A 20,626-nucleotide genomic window follows, 5' to 3' on the forward strand; every position below is an offset into this window, starting at 1 on the left:
ATGATTTAGATGATACATTTTTGGTATCAAATGTTAATAAACGTATAGGTCATGTCGAGTCGATTGCTATTAATCGCTGCTTTGTTACTGAATTTAGCAAGTCCTTTGTCCCTTGCCAATGAAAGTGATTGCGATTTAGAACAATATTTAGCAGAAAACTGTATTGAACCGGGTGAATTCAATATCTCAGTGGCACTCGGTTATGGGGTTAAAGAGAACCCTTATCGCTATGAAGATGATATCGATTTGTACGTCCTACCTGATATTAGTTTCTACTATGGCAATTGGTTTTTTGACAAAGATACGTTTGGTTATAGTGTCAGTAACACAGCATCACAGTCTGTAAATGTGACCCTGTCGCTAAGTGATGACTCTGCTTACTTTCACGATTATCATTTAGCTAATATTACGCCTGCGCGCTCAGAATCTGTCCCTGATGAAAATAAGCCATCCTTTGGTACCGCTCTTGATGATGAATACTTACCTGAACACAGTGAAGAATTACCACAAACTACTTATCGCTTAACAGATAGCTTCGATATTGAGAGAAAAATTGCCGGCCATATTGGTCTGGAGTGGAATCGTTACTATCAGACATGGTCATACCAATTAGCTGTCAGCCAAGATATAACAGGTGTTCATCAAGGCCATGGATTAACACTCAAGTTAAATAAATTTTGGCACTGGGATGAATTAAAAGTAAATACTAACCTGGCTTTAAAATATAAAAGTGAAGATTGGGTCAATTACTATTACGGTGTCGATGATAACGATACATTCGATCCAAATTGGCATTATGAAGCAGAGGCGGGGGTTAATATTGTTGCCGACTTAGTCTTAGTTTATGGGTTAAATGACGCATTATCATTGTTATCTACTTTTCGCTATGAAAAACTAGACGACGAAATTTCAAATAGCCCATTAGTTGATAAAAATCATTTAACTCAGTGGTTTAGCGGTTTTATATACCACTTCTAAAGCATGATAAAAAATATAATTACAGTTTTCGCAGTACTTATCGCGACATGTACTTTGCCTGTTTTGGCCAATAATTCGGGCTATATAGAACTTCGCCCTAAAGCGTGCGCGGTCGATAGCAACAAACAATGTGTAGTCGAGATTGAAGTCGTATTTTTTGCTGACATTCACGCTTGTGCCTATCAGACTAAACACAAACTGGCTTGCACAGAAAATAAAGAATCAACCACCATCTATGCTTATGAGGGCGATACAGCTATTCGTTTTGATCTTATCGATTCAAAAAGTCAAAAAAGTATAGATTACACTGAACTCACCCTAGTTGAATTAGCGAAATATAAACGCCGACAACGCAATCCTTGGAGCCTATTTTGAGTACTACGCCTTTTGATACTAAACATATCGTGCTTGTTGAAGATGATATTAAATTGTCACGCCTTGTCAGTGATTATTTAGAGTCGAATGGCTATACGGTAGAAGTTATCAACAATGGAGCGAAGGCGGTTATTCAGCTGCAAAAAATTAAAGCGGACATGATCATATTAGATGTGATGTTGCCCGGTTTAAATGGCTTTGAAATTTGTAAGCAAATACGCCCTGTTTTTTCAGGACCGATATTGTTTTTAACCGCAAAAGCCAGTGACTTTGATCATGTTTTGGGTTTGGAAATTGGTGCAGATGATTTTATTATCAAACCCGTTGAACCTCGGGTGTTATTGGCAAGAGTTCAGACGCTATTTAGGCGTTCTGGTCCCGCACAATCTGAAGTGTTACAAACGAATGAGATAACTTTGGGCCATCTCGTTATCAATACCAACAAACGCACGACGCATTTAGCTAATGAATCAATCGAACTCACCACACATGAATTTGATTTACTGCAAGTTTTGATGGCAAATGCAGGTGAAGTGCTGAGCCGAGAGTATTTAACTCAAGCACTCCGAGGTCGTGATTACAACGGATTAGACCGCTCCGTCGATGTCAGGGTCTCTAAATTACGTCGAAAGCTTGGCGACGATAGCGATGACCCTCAAAAAATAAAAACGATTTGGGGACAAGGTTATTTATTAGTGCCCGATGCTTGGGAACGTTAATGAATGGCTAAGCTTTTCATTCGTTTTTACCTGATACTATTTGTTGTTTTTATCAGTCTTGGTGCCGTATTTGATTGGTTATGGGCTGAATATCAGGCTCACAAGCAACAGCATGCCTACCATTTTTCTGAAAAAGACATTCAAACATTCGTTCATGCAATCAATGCTATTACAACGAATGATTCGAGTATTAGTATCGATTGGCAACTACTCAGTGACAAACTGAGCAAGCAGTTCGATACTCGCATTTCTTTTTGGTCGAAAGCCGATATTGCTTTTACACCCGAAATAATAGCGGCTGTTAGTCAGGCCCCCATCGCATTGGAAGATACAAAGGGTAGAACCCATTATTATGCGGATATGCCTAAACACGATAAGTATTTAGTTATCAAGGTAATTTATACCGAAAGCCAGTGGCTTAAATTGTCCTTATCTGTCCTGTTTTACCTCATCATTGCCGCTTCATCTTGGCTTTTACTCAAGCCGTTGTGGGGTGATTTAATGATAATTAAAAATGGAGCAGAGCACGTTACCCAGGGCAAGCTCGATACCCATATTAATATTAATTCATCGTCATTTATCATCAGTATCGCCAAAAGTATCAACTACATGCTTGATAGAATTAGGCAATTAGTTAATGCACAAAAAGAACTCACTTCAGCGGTATCTCATGAAGTCAAAACCCCGATTGCACGCACTAAATTTGCCCTAGAAATGCTCAAACAAAAAGTAGAAAAGGGCGATCAACAGGCTTGTGTTGATTACATCGATTCCATCTCTGAAGATATGGATCAAGTTGACCAACTGATCACAGAAATGTTGACTTACGCAAGGTTTGAACAAGCGCAACCAGAGCTGAATTTGATAGATACTTCTTTAGCTGAAATTGTTGAACAAATTGTCCAAGAACAACAACTGTTATTACAGGATATCGAAGTAAAAATTGAAGGAGATAACTCGCTAGTTTTATCCTGTGACCCGCATTTTATTCAACGAGCCCTACAAAATATCATCTTAAATGCGCGAAAATATTGCCAACATAATATTTTGGTTCAAATAACTAAACACCAAGATGAATTCGTACTTGCCATTGAAGACGATGGTCAAGGCATTATGGATTCAGATAAAGATAAGGTCTTTGTTGCCTTTTCAAGGTTAGACCAAAGCCGAGCAAAAGAGTCAGGTGGTTTTGGTTTAGGTTTGGCCATCGTGAAAAAAGTAATCGATTGGCACCAGGGAAGCATTGTTGTTAAAGACGGGGAGATATTAACGGGTGCTCGTTTTGAAATAAGACTCCCCATTTATCTTAATTAACCGACTTTTAGAAGGAATACGAAACATGGATGTAAAGGTCCCTAAATTGGCAGCCATTGAGGGCGAAATCAAAGTTGCAGCTGTTCATATCAATAACAGACAAGCAATAAATAAAGGTGACTTGTTAATTGATGTCGAAAATAACAAAGTGACGCTTGATGTGACAGCTAAGCAAACAGGTATCGTGGATAACTTCTCATTAAAAGTGGGGGATATTGTTCAATCTGAAGCCGTATTCATGTCAATTAGACCCGCAGAGGATAATGAAGTGCCTGCTCCCAGGAAATTATCAATTGCAGAAGAAGTCGCTTTTTTAAGACGTGAAAATGCAAGATTGATTGCCGAAATTGAAAAAGTGAAGCGCTTTGGAATATAACCTCTATTAACTTGGCCTCTGACACAAATATCAGCATAAAGAGGCCAAGCTAGTGTCTTGGATTTACGTGTAATTAGTTAACCACTGCAGATTCGCGTTCGGCCACTGTCTTAGACTGAAATGCATTGTAATGCGCCAATATTTTAGTCACTTGCTCAATGCGTTTGACAAAGCTTGCTTTACAAGCCCGTTCATCTAAGGTGTGGTCACCATCGCCAAAAGGGCCAAAACCATCAATGGTGGGTAAGCCAGCGGCTGAGGTTATATTGGCATCGCTCACCCCCCCACGTTTTTCTGTCAGTAATCTCTCACCGATAATGGTTTCTAGTTGTTGTAATAACGCTGCTTGATTAGCGTTGGGTTGCATCACATCTCGTTGTATTCCACCTGATAAATGTGCAGAAACTCCCCAGTTGGAGGCAGAGCATACAATTTGATTGAGACGGTTTAATAATCTTTTTTTCTCTTCTAATTTGGTATACCTGATCTCTACTTTTAAGTTGGCTTTTGGCGAGATTGTATTGGCACCTATACCACCGGAAATTTGGCCTACATTGACTGTCGTGCCTTTAGTTAAATCCGTTAAGGCCGTTAATGAAACCAACATATGCGCGGCGGCTAAATTTGCATTTCGGCCATCGATATAGTGATTACCTGCATGTGCCGCTTTGCCATGAAGGTCGATTTCAAATGTGCCCACGCCTTTTCGACCGATCACCACTTCACCGTTTTTCCCTGCAGCTTCAAAAACTAAACACGCATCATACTTGGGGGCTAATTCACTTGTTAGTGCTCTGCTATCATCACTTCCTGTTTCTTCGTCACTGACTAACAACATATCAATGTTAGCTATGCCTCCTAACGTTTGATAGACATTGCGAAGAGCGGATAAAGCAACATAATTGCCGCCTTTCATATCACATACTCCAGGGCCATATATCCAATGTTCATCTTGATGAAATTGAGTAAAAGTATTGACTGGGTAGACAGTATCTAAGTGCCCAAGTAGCAGGAGTTTCTGTCCTGCTGTTTTATTGCTAATAAATAACAGATGATCGCCAATTTTCACTCGTTCATATCGTTTAATTTCGAATCCTAAATCCTGCATCCAGTTCGAAAATACATGCCCGTTCTCATCAACGCCTGCTTTATTCTTTGTATGTGAATTAAGTTCAATAATCTGTTGTAGCTCTGAGTAATCAAATTGACTCGACATAAAACACTTTCCTTGATTGGTTTAATTAAAAGCTTTGTCCTATTATGTGAATGTTTGAAGGCACTTTGGTGACAATAATTGGTTATATTGTAAACAAAAAATCACAACTGTTAAGCTTTGATGTCATTTTAAAAATGTCATCTAAGTGTCACTAATTGTGCAAATTATATTCAGGTAATAGCTGTTTAATTAACGAACTGCTCTGAGACGGATTTTTATTGGTAATAAGGAAGACGGGAAATGTCTGATCATAATGTTGGCATTTGGATGTACCAAAATGGCGGTGGTGACCGCATAGAACAAACAATCATTTCACAGTTAGCACAGCGCAATATTAACTGTATAACAGGTTTAGATTTAAACACAGCACGCTCTACTCATGGACAAATAAATTGCCGTGGCACCATAATGGAAGAGCTTGATGCATTTTTCAGTTACAACGCAGGCCAACAAACTCAGTATCAAACCTATCTATATCAAGCGCTCAACCACTCAATTCCTATTTTGAATAATTATGATGCGTTTGCATTGACAGAAGATAAATATCAAACCGCACACTTATTGCAACAACATGGTATTACCACATCGGATTACCATTTAATTCATAAAAACGATATTGAAGGCTTGAAATGTGCCATACGCGCCTGTGGTGGCAAAGTCGTTTACAAGCCCACTGAAGGATGGGGTGGTGTCGGTATTGTTAAAATTGAAAGCGAACGAGCGCTTGATATGTTACTGCCCTTTATCAGTCGCACTGATTTGCGCTACTTCTATGTCGAACGTTTTATTGATTATGACAACACTGATTACCGAATAGACATAGTTGATGGGCAATATATCGGCTGTTATGGACGAAAGGCACCAGATGATGATTGGAAAACGAATGTCACTAGTGGCGGGACTATTTTTGTCAGAGACCCAGAGGATGAAGTGATCGAGCTGGCCAAACGCGCGGCAAAAATTACAGGGTTAGAAATTGCTGGCGTGGATATTATTTATGACAGAGAGCGTGAGGAGTATGTCGTACTTGAAGTTAACGGTATCCCAGCTTTTGCGACACCTGAACAAGAAAAATTAGGACTTAATTTCAACGGGCGAAAAATTAACGCCATCGTTGATTTGATAGAAAAAACTGTCTCATCTAACAACAAACATACAGATAACAAGGCTGCGTAATGACAACAACAAAAAACAAAGCATTACCTAAACTAGGTTTCCTTTATCTTGATTATGTAATGCGATTTTTCGATAAATCCAATTTCAAAGGATGGCCAAATAAAATTGAACAAGTTACTTATCACTGGGGTAATGACAAGCAAAGATTTATCAATGAAGTCAAACGTAAAAAGATTGATGTGTTAATAGGTAATATTCCTGCTACTGCCTATGAGACATTTAGAAAAATTGCTAGAGAGTTACCTGGCGTACAATTTTTACCGTCAATTGATGCGCAATTTTGTAATAAATCTAAAGAGAACGTCACGCACTTTTGTAAAAAATACAACTTACCAATTCCACGTACTGAAATCTTTTATGAATTTGCCGATGCAAGAAACTATTTAGCCAAAACGCATTACCCCAAGATTATTAAAAAATCCTATGGTCCATCAAACTATGGTGGTTACTACGTTCACAAGGTGGATAATTTCAAAGATGCAGTGAATTTACTGTCGCATAAAAAATACTACCCTGTGTACGTACAAGACTTTGTTCCTATGCAAGCTGATATTCGTGTCATGTTAATTGGCCATAAGCCTGTTTGTGCATTCTGGCGAAGACCACCCGAAGGAGAGTGGCTGACCAACACCAGTCAAGGTGGATCAATGGATTACAAAAATGTACCTAAAAGGGCACTGGATATAGCGGTTAAAGCATCAAAAGCGGCCAATGCTGAATACTGGGCCTGCGATATTGCATTAGGAACTGATGGTAAATATCGAATTTTAGAATGTGCAACCGCCTTTGCCGCTTTTCCTTACATCAGAGATTGGATTGGTCAGTTTATTATGTGGAAGGTTTCGAACGGTCAATTCCCATTGCCGCACATTCCACTTTATAACTGGGAAGAACTCGGCAAAATCGATTCAAATCTCTTGCGCACGATGCGACACATTACTTTTTCACGTCCGGTTAATAACCAACCACAATGTGATGATGTGGCAGATATGTTTAATCAGGTTACGCCTCAAAATATCCCCCTTATTAATACAGAAAATCGATTTGATGAAGAATGGCCTAGTGAGATATGGGACAGACAGTCAGTGCTTAAATCGACATCCAGTTTATTTCCAAAAGTGAAAGTTGAAAATGCTGAAACGCCCGCGGAGAAAGAACAGGAGTTACCGTACACAGAGCAAGAGTTAGTTGAGTTTTTATCATCGGTAAAAGGGCTAGGTCAGGTCACGGTTCAGCTGATTATTGATACCTTAGGTCTAGAAAGGTTAATCAAAGCACTTGATGACGAACCTACTATTTTACTTGAAGTTAAGAGTATAAAAGAGAAAAAAGTGGATGCCATCATTGAGCATTGGCAAGCGATCCAACAAAGCGTTTAGAACTAAAAAGTTTAACCTTTAAGTGAACGGTAACAGATGAAAAAACAATACACGTCGTATGAAGAGACCATCGCGTTTTTAAAGCAAGCTATGGGCGAAGACCCCAATCTTATTAGGGTGCAAAGTATTGGTGATACATGGGAAGGGCGACCCATTATGCTAGCTACCATTTCCTTAGATGTTGCCTATGCTGATCACAAGCCTGCTTTGCTTTATACTGGGTCTATTCATGCACGTGAATGGATAGGTAACGAGCTGGCAATTAAATTTATTGATTACATCATTAAAAATTATCGCTTTAACCCACTGTTACTATCGGCTTTAAGTAAAAATACACTCTACATCGTGCCTTGTCTGAACCCTGACGGGTTTGAATACTCAAGAACTCATTTTTCATTTTGGCGAAAAAATAGACGTAATAATGGCGACGGTAGCTTTGGTGTTGATTTAAATCGTAATTTTGGTGTTAGGTTTAGGCGAGGCAAAGATAAGAGCGCTAATACCTATGGTGGTCCTGAAGCGTTTTCAGAACCTGAAACGAAAGCAATTAAGCATTTTGTTGAGAGCCATAACAATATAACAGTCGCTTTGGATTATCACTCACAAGGCAATGTGTTTTTTCCTGCACACAAATTTAACCATGAAGCCGAAATTGATGGCACGGATTTAAATGTACTGTGTGCTAATATGAATGCTGAGATTAAAAAAGTGACCGGCAGGGTTTATGGTATCCATCGCGGTAAGCCACCAGTGAATTTAATTCACGGTAGTGGCCGTGAGTATTACTACTCCAGAGGCATATTATCTACGGTTGTGGAAGTTGGCACACGCAATATTCCTGACTATATGCAAAATATGTCACAAAGCATCGATGAAAATATTCCTGCTCTGATATATGCATTGTCTGAATCAATAAACTATTCAAATGCCGCGCCTAAAAGACCGGAGCAGTTTTCTTTTTCGGACATATCGAATAATGAAGTGACGCTGACTTGGCATTATGAAGATACCAGTGATGTTTATTTTGAGATATATCGCAGCTTTGAACATAAACAAGCGTGTTGTGAACAAAATAGGGTGGCCATTACTCGCTCACTGTGTTTTACCGATGTTCAGTTAAAAAGTGGTCAAAAGTACTTTTACAATATTCGGGCCGTCGATCGTATTACGAAAATTAAATCGCCATTTGGCCAAGAGCTTAAACTCAAGACCTTATTGGCGAATGACGAATTTTCATTAACATTATTTCCAGCGAAAAAAGATGTCGGCTATGTCGCTGAATTTAGTGGAGAGAAAAACCCAGAACACTTTGGTTATAATTCGATGTTTATTGGCGTGAATAAGCGTCGCGGTATTTGTTATGGTGTGATTGCCTATCCACTTGAGAACCTGCCGAGCAATGCACAAATAAAATCTGCGTGTTTCTCTTTGTACCCGATGAACAGGGTTGCCGCTAAAATTGAGAATTATGGTGAATGGTCGATTTCAATTCTAGACCCAGAAGAAATCAGTGATTACACCAATTTCCAACAAGTTAAAAATGCGAAAACGATTCATACTCTAGGCCATACCATTGCGTCAGATAAACTCACCCAAGGTATTTGGACTGAGTGGCGTTTGCGCGGGGTTGAGCGCAATGTACTAGAAAAATGTATCGCGAATAAAAAAATCATCTTTAGAATCGAAGGCCCAGATGAGTTGCCGTTAGGCAATGATTCACAAGTTATGCAATTTGATATTGGTTATGGCCCGTTTGGCAGCGGTATTCACTACAGGCCCAACCTTGAAGTGATATACACGTTACCACCTGAGCGAGTAGAGCTATCACCTGTGACCCTAAATACCATTTTTAAAGACTCAATAGAAATTGATAGATTGGCAGCAGGCTTCGATAGTGACGGTAATGTTGTTTATGGGCAGATGGCTTTTACTAGTGAGCAGCTTCCTGAGCCCGATAAAACAGTGATCACACAAGCGTATTTATTAATGCGCAACAAAAACGCACTGAGTACCAATCAAGATATTCGTTTTACCATTGAACTTGCACACCTAAAAGACTTGGATTATTTGAGCGTCAAGCAACGCGAAAAAATTGAATTTATTGGCTATGAGGTCAGTAACGATGTGCTGAAAAACCGATCTACTCATCACTTTATATTTGATAGTTATTGCAGGCAAGAACTGGAAAGGTTGCATGAAACGAATGAACCTTATTATTTCATTTTAAGGGCAACATCTGTATTTAAAGAACAAAATGCTTTGGTCAATTGGCATAACCTAGGAGATGAATACGAAGCGAGGTTAGTGATTGAATACATAAAACGCAGAAAGCATTCATTGCCTGCTCCGTCTGATGTCAAAACAACCATTGAAAATAATAAAGTTAAACTGACTTGGAAGAACCCAGACCATGAAGACTTTGTAGGTGCATATGTGGTTAGAAATCGTTTTCACCCGCCGCGATCACCCCTTGACGGTGTAAAACTATACGGTGGAAAGGATGAATACACATTAGATAATTTTGGTAATGCCAATATCCCTAAATTCTATTCAGTGTTTAGCTATGATGAAGTCCCCAACTTTTCTCAGCCTAGCTGTGTACTTTATACGGTCAATGAAACATTAAACGTTGAAGAAGTGGAAGCTTTAGATGAAGAAGCCTATGAGCAAAATGATGATTAAATAACCGAGGATATCAATTTAATTCATTGACTAACGTTTAGTTTTAAAAATACCGTTTTAATTAGTAGAGTTACATTTTAAAGCGGTTTTTTAACACTTCTTAACTTTATCAAAGTAATTGGCTTGATTAATGTGTCTTTTCCAAGAAGTAACATAAATATACAAATACATGATCAAGCCAATCCATTCTATCAGCACAGTGCTGACTTCACTTTTCTTATCCGTATCTGCTCATGCAACAGTTGTCCAATTTCAAACTTCTCACGGCGATTTTGAAGTGAACTTATTCGACAGCACCACGCCTAAAACGGTTGAGAATTTTATCAATTACGTTGAAGCGGGCGCTTACCAAAATGCTGTTGTGCACAGAAGTATGCCAGATTTTATTATTCAAGGCGGAGGTTTCCAGGCCCATTACGATACCGCTGAACAAGACGATATGATCACTGTGATTGAAACCAATGACGCCGTTGTAAATGAGCCTGTGTTATCGAATGTGAAAGGGACTATTGCCATGGCAAAATTAGGCGATGACCCAGACAGTGGTACGAGTCAGTGGTTTTTTAATTTAGTTGATAATAATGACGGCCTCGATTTTCAAAACAATGGCTTTACTGTGTTTGGCGTTGTTTTAGATGATGGCTTAGATGTACTTGAGAAAATTGCAGCCTTGCCAAGAGTGAATCTAGGTGGTGCATTTACGAGTACGCCAATGCAAGGTCTCAGTGAAGAGGAGCTTGAATCTGGTGAGGTGACTATCAATTTAGACAACTATGTTGTCATTGAAAATATTGTGGTTGTCAATGATACAAAAGACACGTTTTTAGACTTAATGCCGCCTAAATATTCCAACCCAAGAACGATTGGCGATACACTTCGTATCTACAAAAATGAAAGCTTCAAAATTCCGGTACTAAACAACGATACGGCCGTCGATTCTCAGTTTGATTTAACGAGTTTGGCTATCGTTGAACAACCAGAATTTGGTACTGCGGTTGTCAATGATGATGGCAGTATCACCTACACGCACACAGGCGAGGCAACTGCAACAGATAAATTTAGCTATCAAATTGCTAATGATAAAGGCGAGCTATCAACAGCTGCAGAAGTATCGGTTGTCCTTGCTGATAAAGGAACCAGTTCGGGCAGCAGCTCAAGTGGTGGTAGTGTGGGTTATTTTTTAACTGGCTTATTAGCTTTGAGCGCTATCAGACGTTTACGCAGTAAACAAGTTAATCGCGATTAGTCACGCATTTAATGCGATAGAACTGCCTTGTTAAGATATCGGTACACAACATAAGTTACTAATTTTATTAAAAATTAGGGCTAGTATAAGTTAATTTTTACAATGGTAACTCATTAAAGAATCAGTAGCTGTTACAGCATCTTTATGGAGTTACCTTTGTTCTGTAGACATTTATTCAAGTTGATCAAAGTCCGCTTTGTTCAGTTATTTTTCATTTTATTTTTACCTATTTATCAGCAAGCTGCCAATGCAAAGGCTGATCAAACATTAGCTATCTCCACCTATACTGATGTCGTCCAATTAGATGGGGTGTTAGATGAACCCGTATGGCAAAAAGCCAATGAGCTCAATCTCAATTATGTGACGCAGCCGTTTGAAAATACGAGCGCGCCAGTCGCTACCCAAGTTTATTATTATCAAACTACAGACCGTTTATTTGTTGCTTTTGATGCAAAAGACCCTAATCCACAAACAATAAGGGCGTTTTATCGTCCAAGAGATAAAGCCTGGGATGATGATTTAGTCGGTGTAAAATTAGACACGTTTGGCGATGCTAAATTGGCTTACCAGTTTTTTGTTAATCCTTACGGTGTGCAATTAGATGCCATTGAAGATGAAACAAATGGCAGTGAAAGTGATAGTTGGGATGCCATATGGTCTGTTCAAACCAAAGTACACGATTTTGGCTACACCGTTGAAATGGCCATTCCGCTTTCTATTATGAATATGCCTCCGGTTTCAAATAAAGAGCATCAGTTTGGAATTGAGTTTGTACGTTTCTATCCTAGGGAAGTTAGTTATCGGTTATCGCATATCAAAGATGATCGCAACAATTCATGTACCTTGTGTCAAATGGCTCCATTAACTGGAATTCAAGCATCTGCATCACAAAATTTAACTTTAGTACCTTCTTTGGTGGTTTCTGAAACATCGGAGCGGGATCTTGACGAAACACGCGATTGGTCTATACAAAACGATGCTGAAGTTGGTTTAGACATCAATTATGCATTAAGTGCTAATACACAATTGACCGGTACACTAAACCCTGACTTTTCACAAATTGAAGCCGATTCAGCTGAGCTGAGTATCAATGATACTTTTACCTTGTTTCTCGATGAGAAACGCCGCTTTTTCCTTGAAAACAACGATTACTTTAGTACTAACTTTGATTTGGTATATAGCCGAAATATCGCTGACCCAGACGCTGGTATTAAACTGACGAGCAGAGTGGATGATCATACTTTGGCTCTGATGGTGACCAATGATACTCAAACACAGATTTTATTACCCGGTAATACTGAGTCAGATGTTGAAACACTTGATGAATCATCAATTAACGCTGCATTTCGATATAGATACGACGTAACGGATGCTTTAACGATAGGAACCATTTCTACCCTGAGAGAAAGTGATAATTATCACAATTATATGCTGGGTGTTGATACGCGTTACCGATTTAATGACCAAACAAAAATTGCTATCCAAGCACTTTGGTCTGACAGCTTAAATCCATTTTGTTTAACAGATACTTGCCAAGCATCAACGTTTTCAGACACGGCTTATCGAATAGACCTTGAACACAACTCTAGAGATTGGGAGTTTTATGCTATCCATCAAAATCTTGGCGAAGATTTTCGCGCTGATTTAGGGTTTGAAGAACAAGTTGATATTACGAAAAGCATTATTGGCAGCAAACGCTTTTGGTACCCCACTGAAAATTGGTGGAATGAAGTTGAAGTTTGGTCCGATTGGGATATTGCTCATAACATTAATGGTGAGCTTATCGAAAAAGAACTTGAAGGTGGTGTGCGTTTGAATGGTCAACAGCAATCATTTATCTCTATGGGTACTGGGGTACGTGATAGGGTTGGCCCAAGGTTTAATGAAAACGATTTAAGCATTGATGGTAATACGCAATTATATAACGAGGATTTTACTTGGCTTTGGGCCGAAATGAGGCCTGTAGCAAATTTATGGGTAGGGCATTTATTTGAGTTTGGTAATCAAATTGATTTTGCTAATGACAGATTAGCTGAATTCTATGAGCTAAAACCCGAGTTAGATTGGGATATGACAGAGTATTTAAATTTAGAGCTTGTTCATGTTCACAAAAAACTTGAAGCCGATAATGCAGATGTATTTACGGCAAATTTGACTGACTTAAGGTTAAATTATCAATTTGATGTGAGGCACAGATTAAAAATTGCGGCTATTTACAGTAATTTTAGATTTAACCCCGATAATTATCAGTTTGAAAAACCGAGTAAAGAACGAAGCTTATCTACCCAGCTTATCTACTCTTATACCGTTAATCCAGGGACGGTCGTTTATTTGGGGTATGCCGATGGTGCCTATGACAATCCTGATGATGGTATTGACGGGCTAACGAAAAATCAAAAAAGTATGTTCGCAAAATTGAGTTATGCTTGGCAAATATAGCCAAGCATAACGTTAAGCAATGTTTCGTTAATGTACAGCAATCACTGATTTGAGTTTATCAATCTTGGTTACAGCAGACATAAACTCGAAATCTTGTATATCGAGATAAATAGCTTCGACATCTGGCTCGATAAACGTCCCTATACTTGATGCTCTTAATTGCTCAGCTACATCGGTTGTACTACTGTCCGCCCTTTGGCTTAATTGTTCAAGTTGCTCTAATAGCTGGTTAATTTGGCTGACATTGAGAGACTTCTCATCAGAGCTCTGTGCTTGATTATTCAGGCACATCTTCATTGCTTGACATAAATCTACTACTTGATCGCAAACATGTTGTATTTCTTGTGAGTCAGCTTGGTTTTGTCCAATTTCCTTTTCTAATCTTGCAGCTGTTTTAGCTATCTCAAGTGCACCTATGTAATTAGCATTGGTTTTAAGTGAGTGCATTAAACGATAGTACCCTTCATCATCGCCTTGCTCTTTCATATCAGCTAAATCTTTATCTATTTTGTCGTTGTTAAACGTAAAATCTTTGACAAGCTCTACATAAAGAGTGTCTTTACCGGCAAGTTTTTTAATGGCTTGTTGTACTTCAAGTGCAGGTATATTACTTAGCTGGTTAATTAAGTTCGCATGTGGCGGTACATCGGGTTGCTGAGGAGGTTCAACTAATGGTGCAGACTGTATCTTGGCGTGGTTGAGATACTTATTTAACGTACTGTATAAAATATCAGGGTCAATGGGTTTGGTGATATGATCGACCATACCTGCTTTTTTGCTCACTTCACTATCTCCAGCCATAGCATGGGCGGTCATAGCAATAATTGGTGTTTTGATATTCAGTTCATTAATAGCGATTTTAGCGGCAGTTAATCCATCCATTACCGGCATTTGAATATCCATAAATACCAAACCGTAATCTTGGTTATCGGTTAGTTTTTGCAATGCCTCTTCACCGTTATTAGCGACATCAACACTGACTCCAAAATCCGATAAAAAGCCTAAAGCAACTTGTTGATTTAGCATGTTATCTTCAACTAATAAAATCTTACGACCAGTAAAATCAGCACGTTGTGGTTCTTGTAACTGATAGATTGGATCGGTATGTACGGTATCAGTGGAAATAGATACTAGGTAATCAATCAAATAGCTTTGGTTAATGGGTTTTTCTAAAAAGTGTTCAATACCCATTGGCTGGGCTTGAGCGCGAATTTCATCTTTATCATAGGCTGATACCATGAGTACTTTGGGTATATCACTACTGAATTTTTCTTTCATTATCCTGGCGGTTTCAATCCCATCTAGCACTGGCATGCGCCAGTCCATAATAACTAAATCGTAAGGACTGCTGTCATTGATGGCTTGAGATATCTTATCCAGTGCAATTTGACCATTCTCTGCGGTATCGGGTTTGATACCAGCAAATTGCAAGGCATCACACACCACTTGTCTTGAGAGGGCAATATCATCAACAACTAAAATATTCAGTTTAGATAGGACATTTTTAGAAATGAGCTGATTGTCTGGTGCGTTATTATTGACATCCATAACCACACTGAAAACAAACTCTGAGCCCTGATCGGGCTGGCTATATACCGAGATATTACCACCCATTAGCTCACAAAGCTGCTTACATATTGCAAGGCCCAACCCCGTTCCAGAGAACTTACGGGTGATAGATTCATCAACCTGAGAGAAAGACTTAAATAGCTTATCTTGTTGGGCTCGGGTCATACCTACCCCAGAGTCTTTGACAGAAAACTTCAATTTTACTGTGTCATTTTGCTGTTCTGCTAAATGGACTTCAATTGAAATAATACCGTGATCAGTAAACTTAACGGCGTTAGAGCATAGGTTTGTGATGATTTGCTGTAAGCGCAGTGGATCGCCTATCAAATGGTTAGGTACATTAGGCGCGATATAAGTGATTAATTCTAGGCTTTTTTCATGTGCTTTTAGGCTGACAATACCCACTGAGCGTTGAATGATTGAATCAAGTGAGAAAGACACGTGTTCAATATCCATTTTACCGGCTTCAATTTTAGAAAAGTCTAAAATATCGTTAAGAATACCTAAAAGCGCTTCTGATGAATCGAGGATCTTCGATAAGTTAGTATGTTGTTCCTGATCTAATGGGGTTTTTAGTGTGAGTTTACTCAAACCAATAATGGCGTTCATCGGTGTTCGAATTTCATGGCTCATCTTGGCTAAGAAATCAGACTTCGCCATATTGGCATTTTTTAGCTCTGCGTTTTTAGATTGAATTTCTTGAGTACGCTCGGAGATTTGACTTTCTAAGAATGTATACTGGTTGGCATTCATCAAAGAGATCGCTGCTTGAGATGCCAGTACCATGAGCATTTGCTCGCGGCTTTGATCAAATAAATCGAGAATCAGATTATTTTCTAAATAAAGTGCCGCGATTGTTTTGCCTTGATGCATTAAAGGCAGACAAATGATCGATTTACATTGATGTTGATTGATGTAGTTTTCTTGCTGGTATTTAGGGTCAGCTATAGCATTACCTACATTGATCACATTACCACTTCTAACTGTCTGATTAAAAATAGCTTGTGAAAAATCATCGCCCGTCATATCCGGTTTGAAGAAGGCTAATTCACCATCAATGAGTTTAGCCCCGGAAACAGCATCAAATTGATCATCTTTTTGGAAGAATAATAAGCCTTTTTGCGCACCAGCTGTTTCAATGGTGATTTTTAACAATGTGGTTAGCAGATCATCAAAAACGATCTCTTTTGCGATCACTTGTGACGCTTTAATAATTGACGCAAGGTCTAAACCTTCAAAAGAGGCATTATCATCTTTTTTAGCACTTAAAGCATTATGTGTTCCCAGCAGCTTTTCTTGCTCATTTTCTAATTGCTTGAGTTTTCCTTTTGCCCCCCATAAACCGTAATAATAACAAGCCTGTCGCAAATGATGTTCAGTTAAACTTTGTTGTTTACGCAGAAGGTAGCTCGCTGCTACTTTTTCATTAAATAAGGCACATTCTTGGATAAAGCCATTCTCTCTAGCCATATCTATTGCTTGTTGATAGAAATCACTCGCTTGGTAATGTTCGCCTTCAAGTTGGAACATACTGGCTTGTAAAAATAAATGCCGATGCTGGTGATTGATTGGCGATGACTTAGCAAGTTTAGCTATGGTTTTTAAGCTCACCTTAGCCAGTTTTTTGTATTTAGTTGTAAAATTGCTGTCTTTAAAAGCCAAGTTTATTAGGCAAAGTGCGCGATAAAAATGGAAGTTTGAAAAGGCAAACATGCCCGATCCCGCTTTGGCATATTCCTGTGCTTTATTGGCAAAAATGAGAGCACTATCGTCATCATTAAAGTAAACACTCAAGATTAATTTAGCTGTGTAGAGCAAAAATAATGAACTGGCATCATTCATCGTTAAGTGTTGGTCTAACTTAACGGATTCCCGGTAAAAATCACCTTCAAGCTGATAAGGTTTATTCATCGGTGTATTAAAATTAACAGCGGCTTGGGTCCATATTCCATGCCAGTTAATCGATGCTTGATAATTAAGGTTGGCCAAGTCATTGGCTGCATTTTTCATTTTGGGCAATAGCTCATTAAGTGGCTCTGCACAGTGAAATTGCGCTTGATAATAATTGTTTAAAGCAAATGATGCATATTCAAAATCACCGGCTTCTAGAGATAGCTTGTAACTTTTATTGAGGATTGGAATCGAGTCTTTTAATGGCTTTTGGTAATTTTGAATTATCCAACCCCAATAGAATAACACTTGGTGACTTTGATAACCTTTTTGCTCACATAAGTCTAAACCAAATTGTCCAAACTTATAGCCTTTGTCGACATTGCCTAAAATGGCACATTCAATGATCCCCCACCATGCATAGCTAAAACCTGCGAGCGGTGAATGGCCATATTTAGCCGATAGTTGAGTCAACTTAAAGACGATTAAAAAGAACAGGTTAGGTGAGGCCCAATATGCTGGCGGTAGTGCTAGACCGAGTACTTTAACGGCCAGTAATACATGTTCTTTATCAATATCATCCATTTTTGCCAGTTTGTCGATAGACTTCCTAGTGATTGATAATTTGGTAAATAATGTGCCAGTTAAGACGTTAAAATCTGAAGGTGATTTACTAAGCGATATACCTAATTTATCGAGTGTATCAAGCGCAGTATCAACTGCTTGTGATAGTTTATTTTGAGCGGTAAATGCCTGCATGCGGATCATTTGGCATTGAACTTGATGGCTAAAGGCCTTGAGGTCTTTCTCTGCTTGTTCCAGATAGTGTTCCATCAAGTTGTATTGTTTACTCAATAGTGCTGACTCTGCCGCATCGAGGAACAAGTGCGCACAAACGGTGTAATGATTATGCCAATGGTCATAAGGCAAAGCATTAATCGCGTGGGCAAAATAATTCATTGCAGGGCTGTAGGCAGTTTGTTGCTTAGCGCGTTTACCGGCCAATAAATTTAACTCAAACAATTCTCTTTTATCTTTATCCGAGCGAATTTGATCTTGGGCTTGGTTAAGGTGGTGAACGATTTCAAATACGCGTTTGTTGATACTGTCATCGTCTAGTGAATCAAGCAGTACATTGGCTATTTGATAATGAATAGGGCTTGTCGCATTTTGATCGATTAAGCTATATGCCGCTTGCTGAACTCTATCGTGTGAAAATTGGTAAAACACCTGAATGTCATTGTTGTATAACGCTTGACGATAGTTGGCATCTAAAGGGGTTATTTCGCCATCAGCAATGGCATTTTCAAGAGATGCCGCGACTTGTTGGCTCTCTAATTTTGCAATACTGGCTAAGGTTTGAAGATCGAACCTGTGGCCAATACACGCCGCTAATTTAATATTGGATAAGCTTGATTGGTCGAGTTTTAGCAGTTTATAACAGAGTAAGTCAATGACATTATCTTCAATGTTTTGTTCTTTTATGCCCTCAATATCAAGCTGCCAATGGCCTTGTTGGCTGTTAAAACTAATGTATCCATCTTTATAAAGATTTTCCAAAAATTGAATAACAAAAAAAGCGTTACCTTGGGTCTTTTCATAAATAAGTCTAATGGCTTGGCTCGATACATAGCTTTGATGCAACGAATCTTCAACAAGTTGTTGAACATCATCTTTAGATAAGTTCTCAAGTAAGATGTGCTGAATCAGTAGCAGCTTTTCGTTGAGTTGTTCTTGCATCAGCATAAATGGATGCTGATTATTAACTTCATTATTCCTATACGCGCAAATAAATAACACGTATTTGATCTCAATATCGGCCATTAAGAAGGCGAGTAAGTTTATAGACGCCTTATCTGCCCATTGCCAGTCGTCGATGAATATCACCAGCGGTTGTTTATCATCAGCAATGAGTTTGAAAAATGCACTAAAGGCATAGTTAAAACGGTTAAGGGCTTGTTCACCTTCTAATTGTGGTGGAGCTTCGTGTTTACCCAAAATAGCGGTAAGGTTCGGAATTTGATCCGTTAATACCGCTGATAAATTGCCTAATTCGGTTTTTAATTCATGTTGCCATTGCGCTAAGTTTTTATCGTCTTCCTGCAGTATGTGTTCAACAAATTGTTCAACTACACGATTCCAGGCAAAATAAGGCATATCACGTTGATATTGCTCAAATTTAGCCGTTAAATACAAGCCATAATGTTGAGTGATGGGCTTGTGTAATTCGTTAACTAAAGCACTTTTTCCGGTACCCGAATAACCAGAAACCATGATCAGTTCTTTACTGCCCAAACCCGTTTTACTAAAGCTATCTAAAATGACTTGTTTTTGTTTATCCCGCGCATACAGCTTTTGGGAGACCTGAAAGTGATTCGCTTGGTCTCTACTACCGAGTTCAAAAGAAGGTACTCGGTTATTCTGTTTTAACTGTTTAATACAGTAGTTTAAATCGTATAACACACCATCAGCACTTTGATACCTATCATCTGGCAATTTCTCTAATAAACGCAGGCACAAATTGGCGATAGAAGCGGGGATATCAGAATTGTGTTCAATAGGATTAATCGGGCTAAGGGCCACATGGGCGTGTACCCATGTCATGTTATCTTCGCCATAAAAAGGCAAGGTTTGAGTCAGTAACTCGTAAAGTGTGACACCAAAAGAGTATAAATCACTGCGGCTATCGAGATTGCGATTCATTCTGCCTGTTTGTTCTGGCGATATATAAGCTAACTGACCTTGTAATAGCTTGGTGTGTTTATAACCTTGTATTTCTTGCTTAATTTGAGTGGCTAAGCTGAGATCGATTAAAGTTAATTGATTGGTCTCAGGGTTGATAACAATGTTATCAGGATTGATGTTTTTATGAATAAAACCCGCGTTGTGCAAATCAGAAAGAATCTTGACGATATCGGCTGCTATTTCGAGTTGTTCCGTTAAAGTGAGCGTGTGTCTTGTTTGCCACTGTCTAATCGAAATGCCTGAAATATCGGCGTAGGTAATCGCCAATGAGTTTTTATAATTTTCAATACTCAGCGCTTGATTGACACCAACAACATCCTTGAGTTGACGTGCTTTTTCATACTCATCCCTAAATTGACTGAGTTCAAGTTGTGACGGGTATTCCTTGTTAAGGATTTTTAATATCAGTCGGCTATGTGTCGTTTCATCAACAACCCGATAGACAAGTGATTCTGTACTCTCATATAGCTTCTCAATGACTCGGTAATCCAGTATATATTGCATAAAAACATCCTTGTCAGT

At 38.8% G+C, this 20,626-nt stretch carries 12 protein-coding genes; 10 read left to right on the plus strand and 2 right to left on the minus strand.

Annotated features, from left to right (window positions below; translation table 11 throughout):
* Positions 1–51 precede the first annotated feature (51 nt).
* From HR060_RS09060 to HR060_RS09080, 5 genes are read left to right on the plus strand one after another with little or no spacing between them, the layout of a single operon-like run.
* Positions 52–978: a MipA/OmpV family protein gene (locus HR060_RS09060; protein ID WP_174199983.1), complete on the plus strand. Its 927-nt coding sequence runs from the start codon at positions 52–54 to the stop codon at positions 976–978.
* 3 nt (positions 979–981) lie between these two features.
* Complete coding sequence (locus HR060_RS09065) at positions 982–1,353, plus strand: DUF3019 domain-containing protein (RefSeq protein ID WP_174199984.1); 372 nt, start codon at positions 982–984, stop codon at positions 1,351–1,353.
* Positions 1,347–2,072: a response regulator gene (locus HR060_RS09070; RefSeq protein ID WP_174200019.1), complete on the plus strand. Its 726-nt coding sequence runs from the start codon at positions 1,347–1,349 to the stop codon at positions 2,070–2,072. Before HR060_RS09065 ends, HR060_RS09070 begins: the two co-directional genes overlap by 7 nt.
* A 3-nt stretch (positions 2,073–2,075) precedes the next feature.
* Positions 2,076–3,386 carry an ATP-binding protein gene (locus HR060_RS09075; protein ID WP_174199985.1) on the plus strand — a complete coding sequence of 437 codons (1,311 nt, stop codon included), beginning with the start codon at positions 2,076–2,078 and terminating at the stop codon, positions 3,384–3,386.
* A 25-nt stretch (positions 3,387–3,411) separates the two neighbouring features.
* A complete protein-coding gene (locus HR060_RS09080) occupies positions 3,412–3,762 on the plus strand; it encodes a lipoyl domain-containing protein (protein ID WP_174199986.1) in 351 nt (116 codons plus the stop codon).
* Between the two features lie 73 nt (positions 3,763–3,835).
* On the opposite strand, the gene HR060_RS09085 is transcribed toward HR060_RS09080, so the two are convergent.
* A complete protein-coding gene (locus HR060_RS09085) occupies positions 3,836–4,978 on the minus strand; it encodes a M20 family metallopeptidase (RefSeq protein WP_174199987.1) in 1,143 nt (380 codons plus the stop codon).
* Positions 4,979–5,218: 240 nt separating this feature from the next.
* Between HR060_RS09085 and HR060_RS09090 the strand changes: the two genes are divergently transcribed.
* From HR060_RS09090 to HR060_RS09110, 5 genes are all read left to right on the plus strand, one after another.
* Entirely contained in the window at positions 5,219–6,154 is a 936-nt protein-coding gene (locus HR060_RS09090; protein ID WP_174199988.1) for an ATP-grasp domain-containing protein, read from the plus strand.
* Positions 6,154–7,533: an ATP-grasp domain-containing protein gene (locus HR060_RS09095; protein WP_174199989.1), complete on the plus strand. Its 1,380-nt coding sequence runs from the start codon at positions 6,154–6,156 to the stop codon at positions 7,531–7,533. The genes HR060_RS09090 and HR060_RS09095 overlap by 1 nt, the downstream gene beginning before the upstream one ends.
* A gap of 36 nt (positions 7,534–7,569) precedes the next feature.
* A complete protein-coding gene (locus HR060_RS09100) occupies positions 7,570–10,215 on the plus strand; it encodes a M14 family zinc carboxypeptidase (protein WP_174199990.1) in 2,646 nt (881 codons plus the stop codon).
* A gap of 169 nt (positions 10,216–10,384) precedes the next feature.
* Positions 10,385–11,461 carry a peptidylprolyl isomerase gene (locus HR060_RS09105; protein ID WP_174199991.1) on the plus strand — a complete coding sequence of 359 codons (1,077 nt, stop codon included), beginning with the start codon at positions 10,385–10,387 and terminating at the stop codon, positions 11,459–11,461.
* 156 nt (positions 11,462–11,617) lie between these two features.
* Positions 11,618–13,900: a carbohydrate binding family 9 domain-containing protein gene (locus HR060_RS09110; RefSeq protein ID WP_174199992.1), complete on the plus strand. Its 2,283-nt coding sequence runs from the start codon at positions 11,618–11,620 to the stop codon at positions 13,898–13,900.
* Positions 13,901–13,927: 27 nt separating this feature from the next.
* Here the strand turns inward: HR060_RS09110 and HR060_RS09115 are convergent, their stop codons facing one another.
* Positions 13,928–20,608: a response regulator gene (locus tag HR060_RS09115; RefSeq protein ID WP_174199993.1), complete on the minus strand. Its 6,681-nt coding sequence runs from the start codon at positions 20,606–20,608 to the stop codon at positions 13,928–13,930.
* Between the last annotated feature and the right edge of the window lie 18 nt (positions 20,609–20,626).

The sequence above is a fragment of the Marinifaba aquimaris genome (genome assembly GCF_013328345.1).
Classification (GTDB): Bacteria; Pseudomonadota; Gammaproteobacteria; order Enterobacterales; family Alteromonadaceae; genus Marinifaba; species Marinifaba aquimaris.

Excerpts from the sequence above, each read along its gene's own strand:
- HR060_RS09060 (WP_174199983.1), top strand. The coding sequence starts at position 52 with ATGTCGAGTCGATTGCTATTAATCGCTGCTTTGTTACTGAATTTAGCA.
- HR060_RS09065 (WP_174199984.1), top strand. The coding sequence starts at position 982 with ATGATAAAAAATATAATTACAGTTTTCGCAGTACTTATCGCGACATGT.
- HR060_RS09075 (WP_174199985.1), top strand. The coding sequence starts at position 2,076 with ATGGCTAAGCTTTTCATTCGTTTTTACCTGATACTATTTGTTGTTTTT.
- HR060_RS09080 (WP_174199986.1), top strand. The coding sequence starts at position 3,412 with ATGGATGTAAAGGTCCCTAAATTGGCAGCCATTGAGGGCGAAATCAAA.
- HR060_RS09085 (WP_174199987.1), bottom strand. The coding sequence starts at position 4,978 with ATGTCGAGTCAATTTGATTACTCAGAGCTACAACAGATTATTGAACTT.
- HR060_RS09090 (WP_174199988.1), top strand. The coding sequence starts at position 5,219 with ATGTCTGATCATAATGTTGGCATTTGGATGTACCAAAATGGCGGTGGT.
- HR060_RS09095 (WP_174199989.1), top strand. The coding sequence starts at position 6,154 with ATGACAACAACAAAAAACAAAGCATTACCTAAACTAGGTTTCCTTTAT.
- HR060_RS09100 (WP_174199990.1), top strand. The coding sequence starts at position 7,570 with ATGAAAAAACAATACACGTCGTATGAAGAGACCATCGCGTTTTTAAAG.
- HR060_RS09105 (WP_174199991.1), top strand. The coding sequence starts at position 10,385 with ATGATCAAGCCAATCCATTCTATCAGCACAGTGCTGACTTCACTTTTC.
- HR060_RS09115 (WP_174199993.1), bottom strand. The coding sequence starts at position 20,608 with ATGCAATATATACTGGATTACCGAGTCATTGAGAAGCTATATGAGAGT.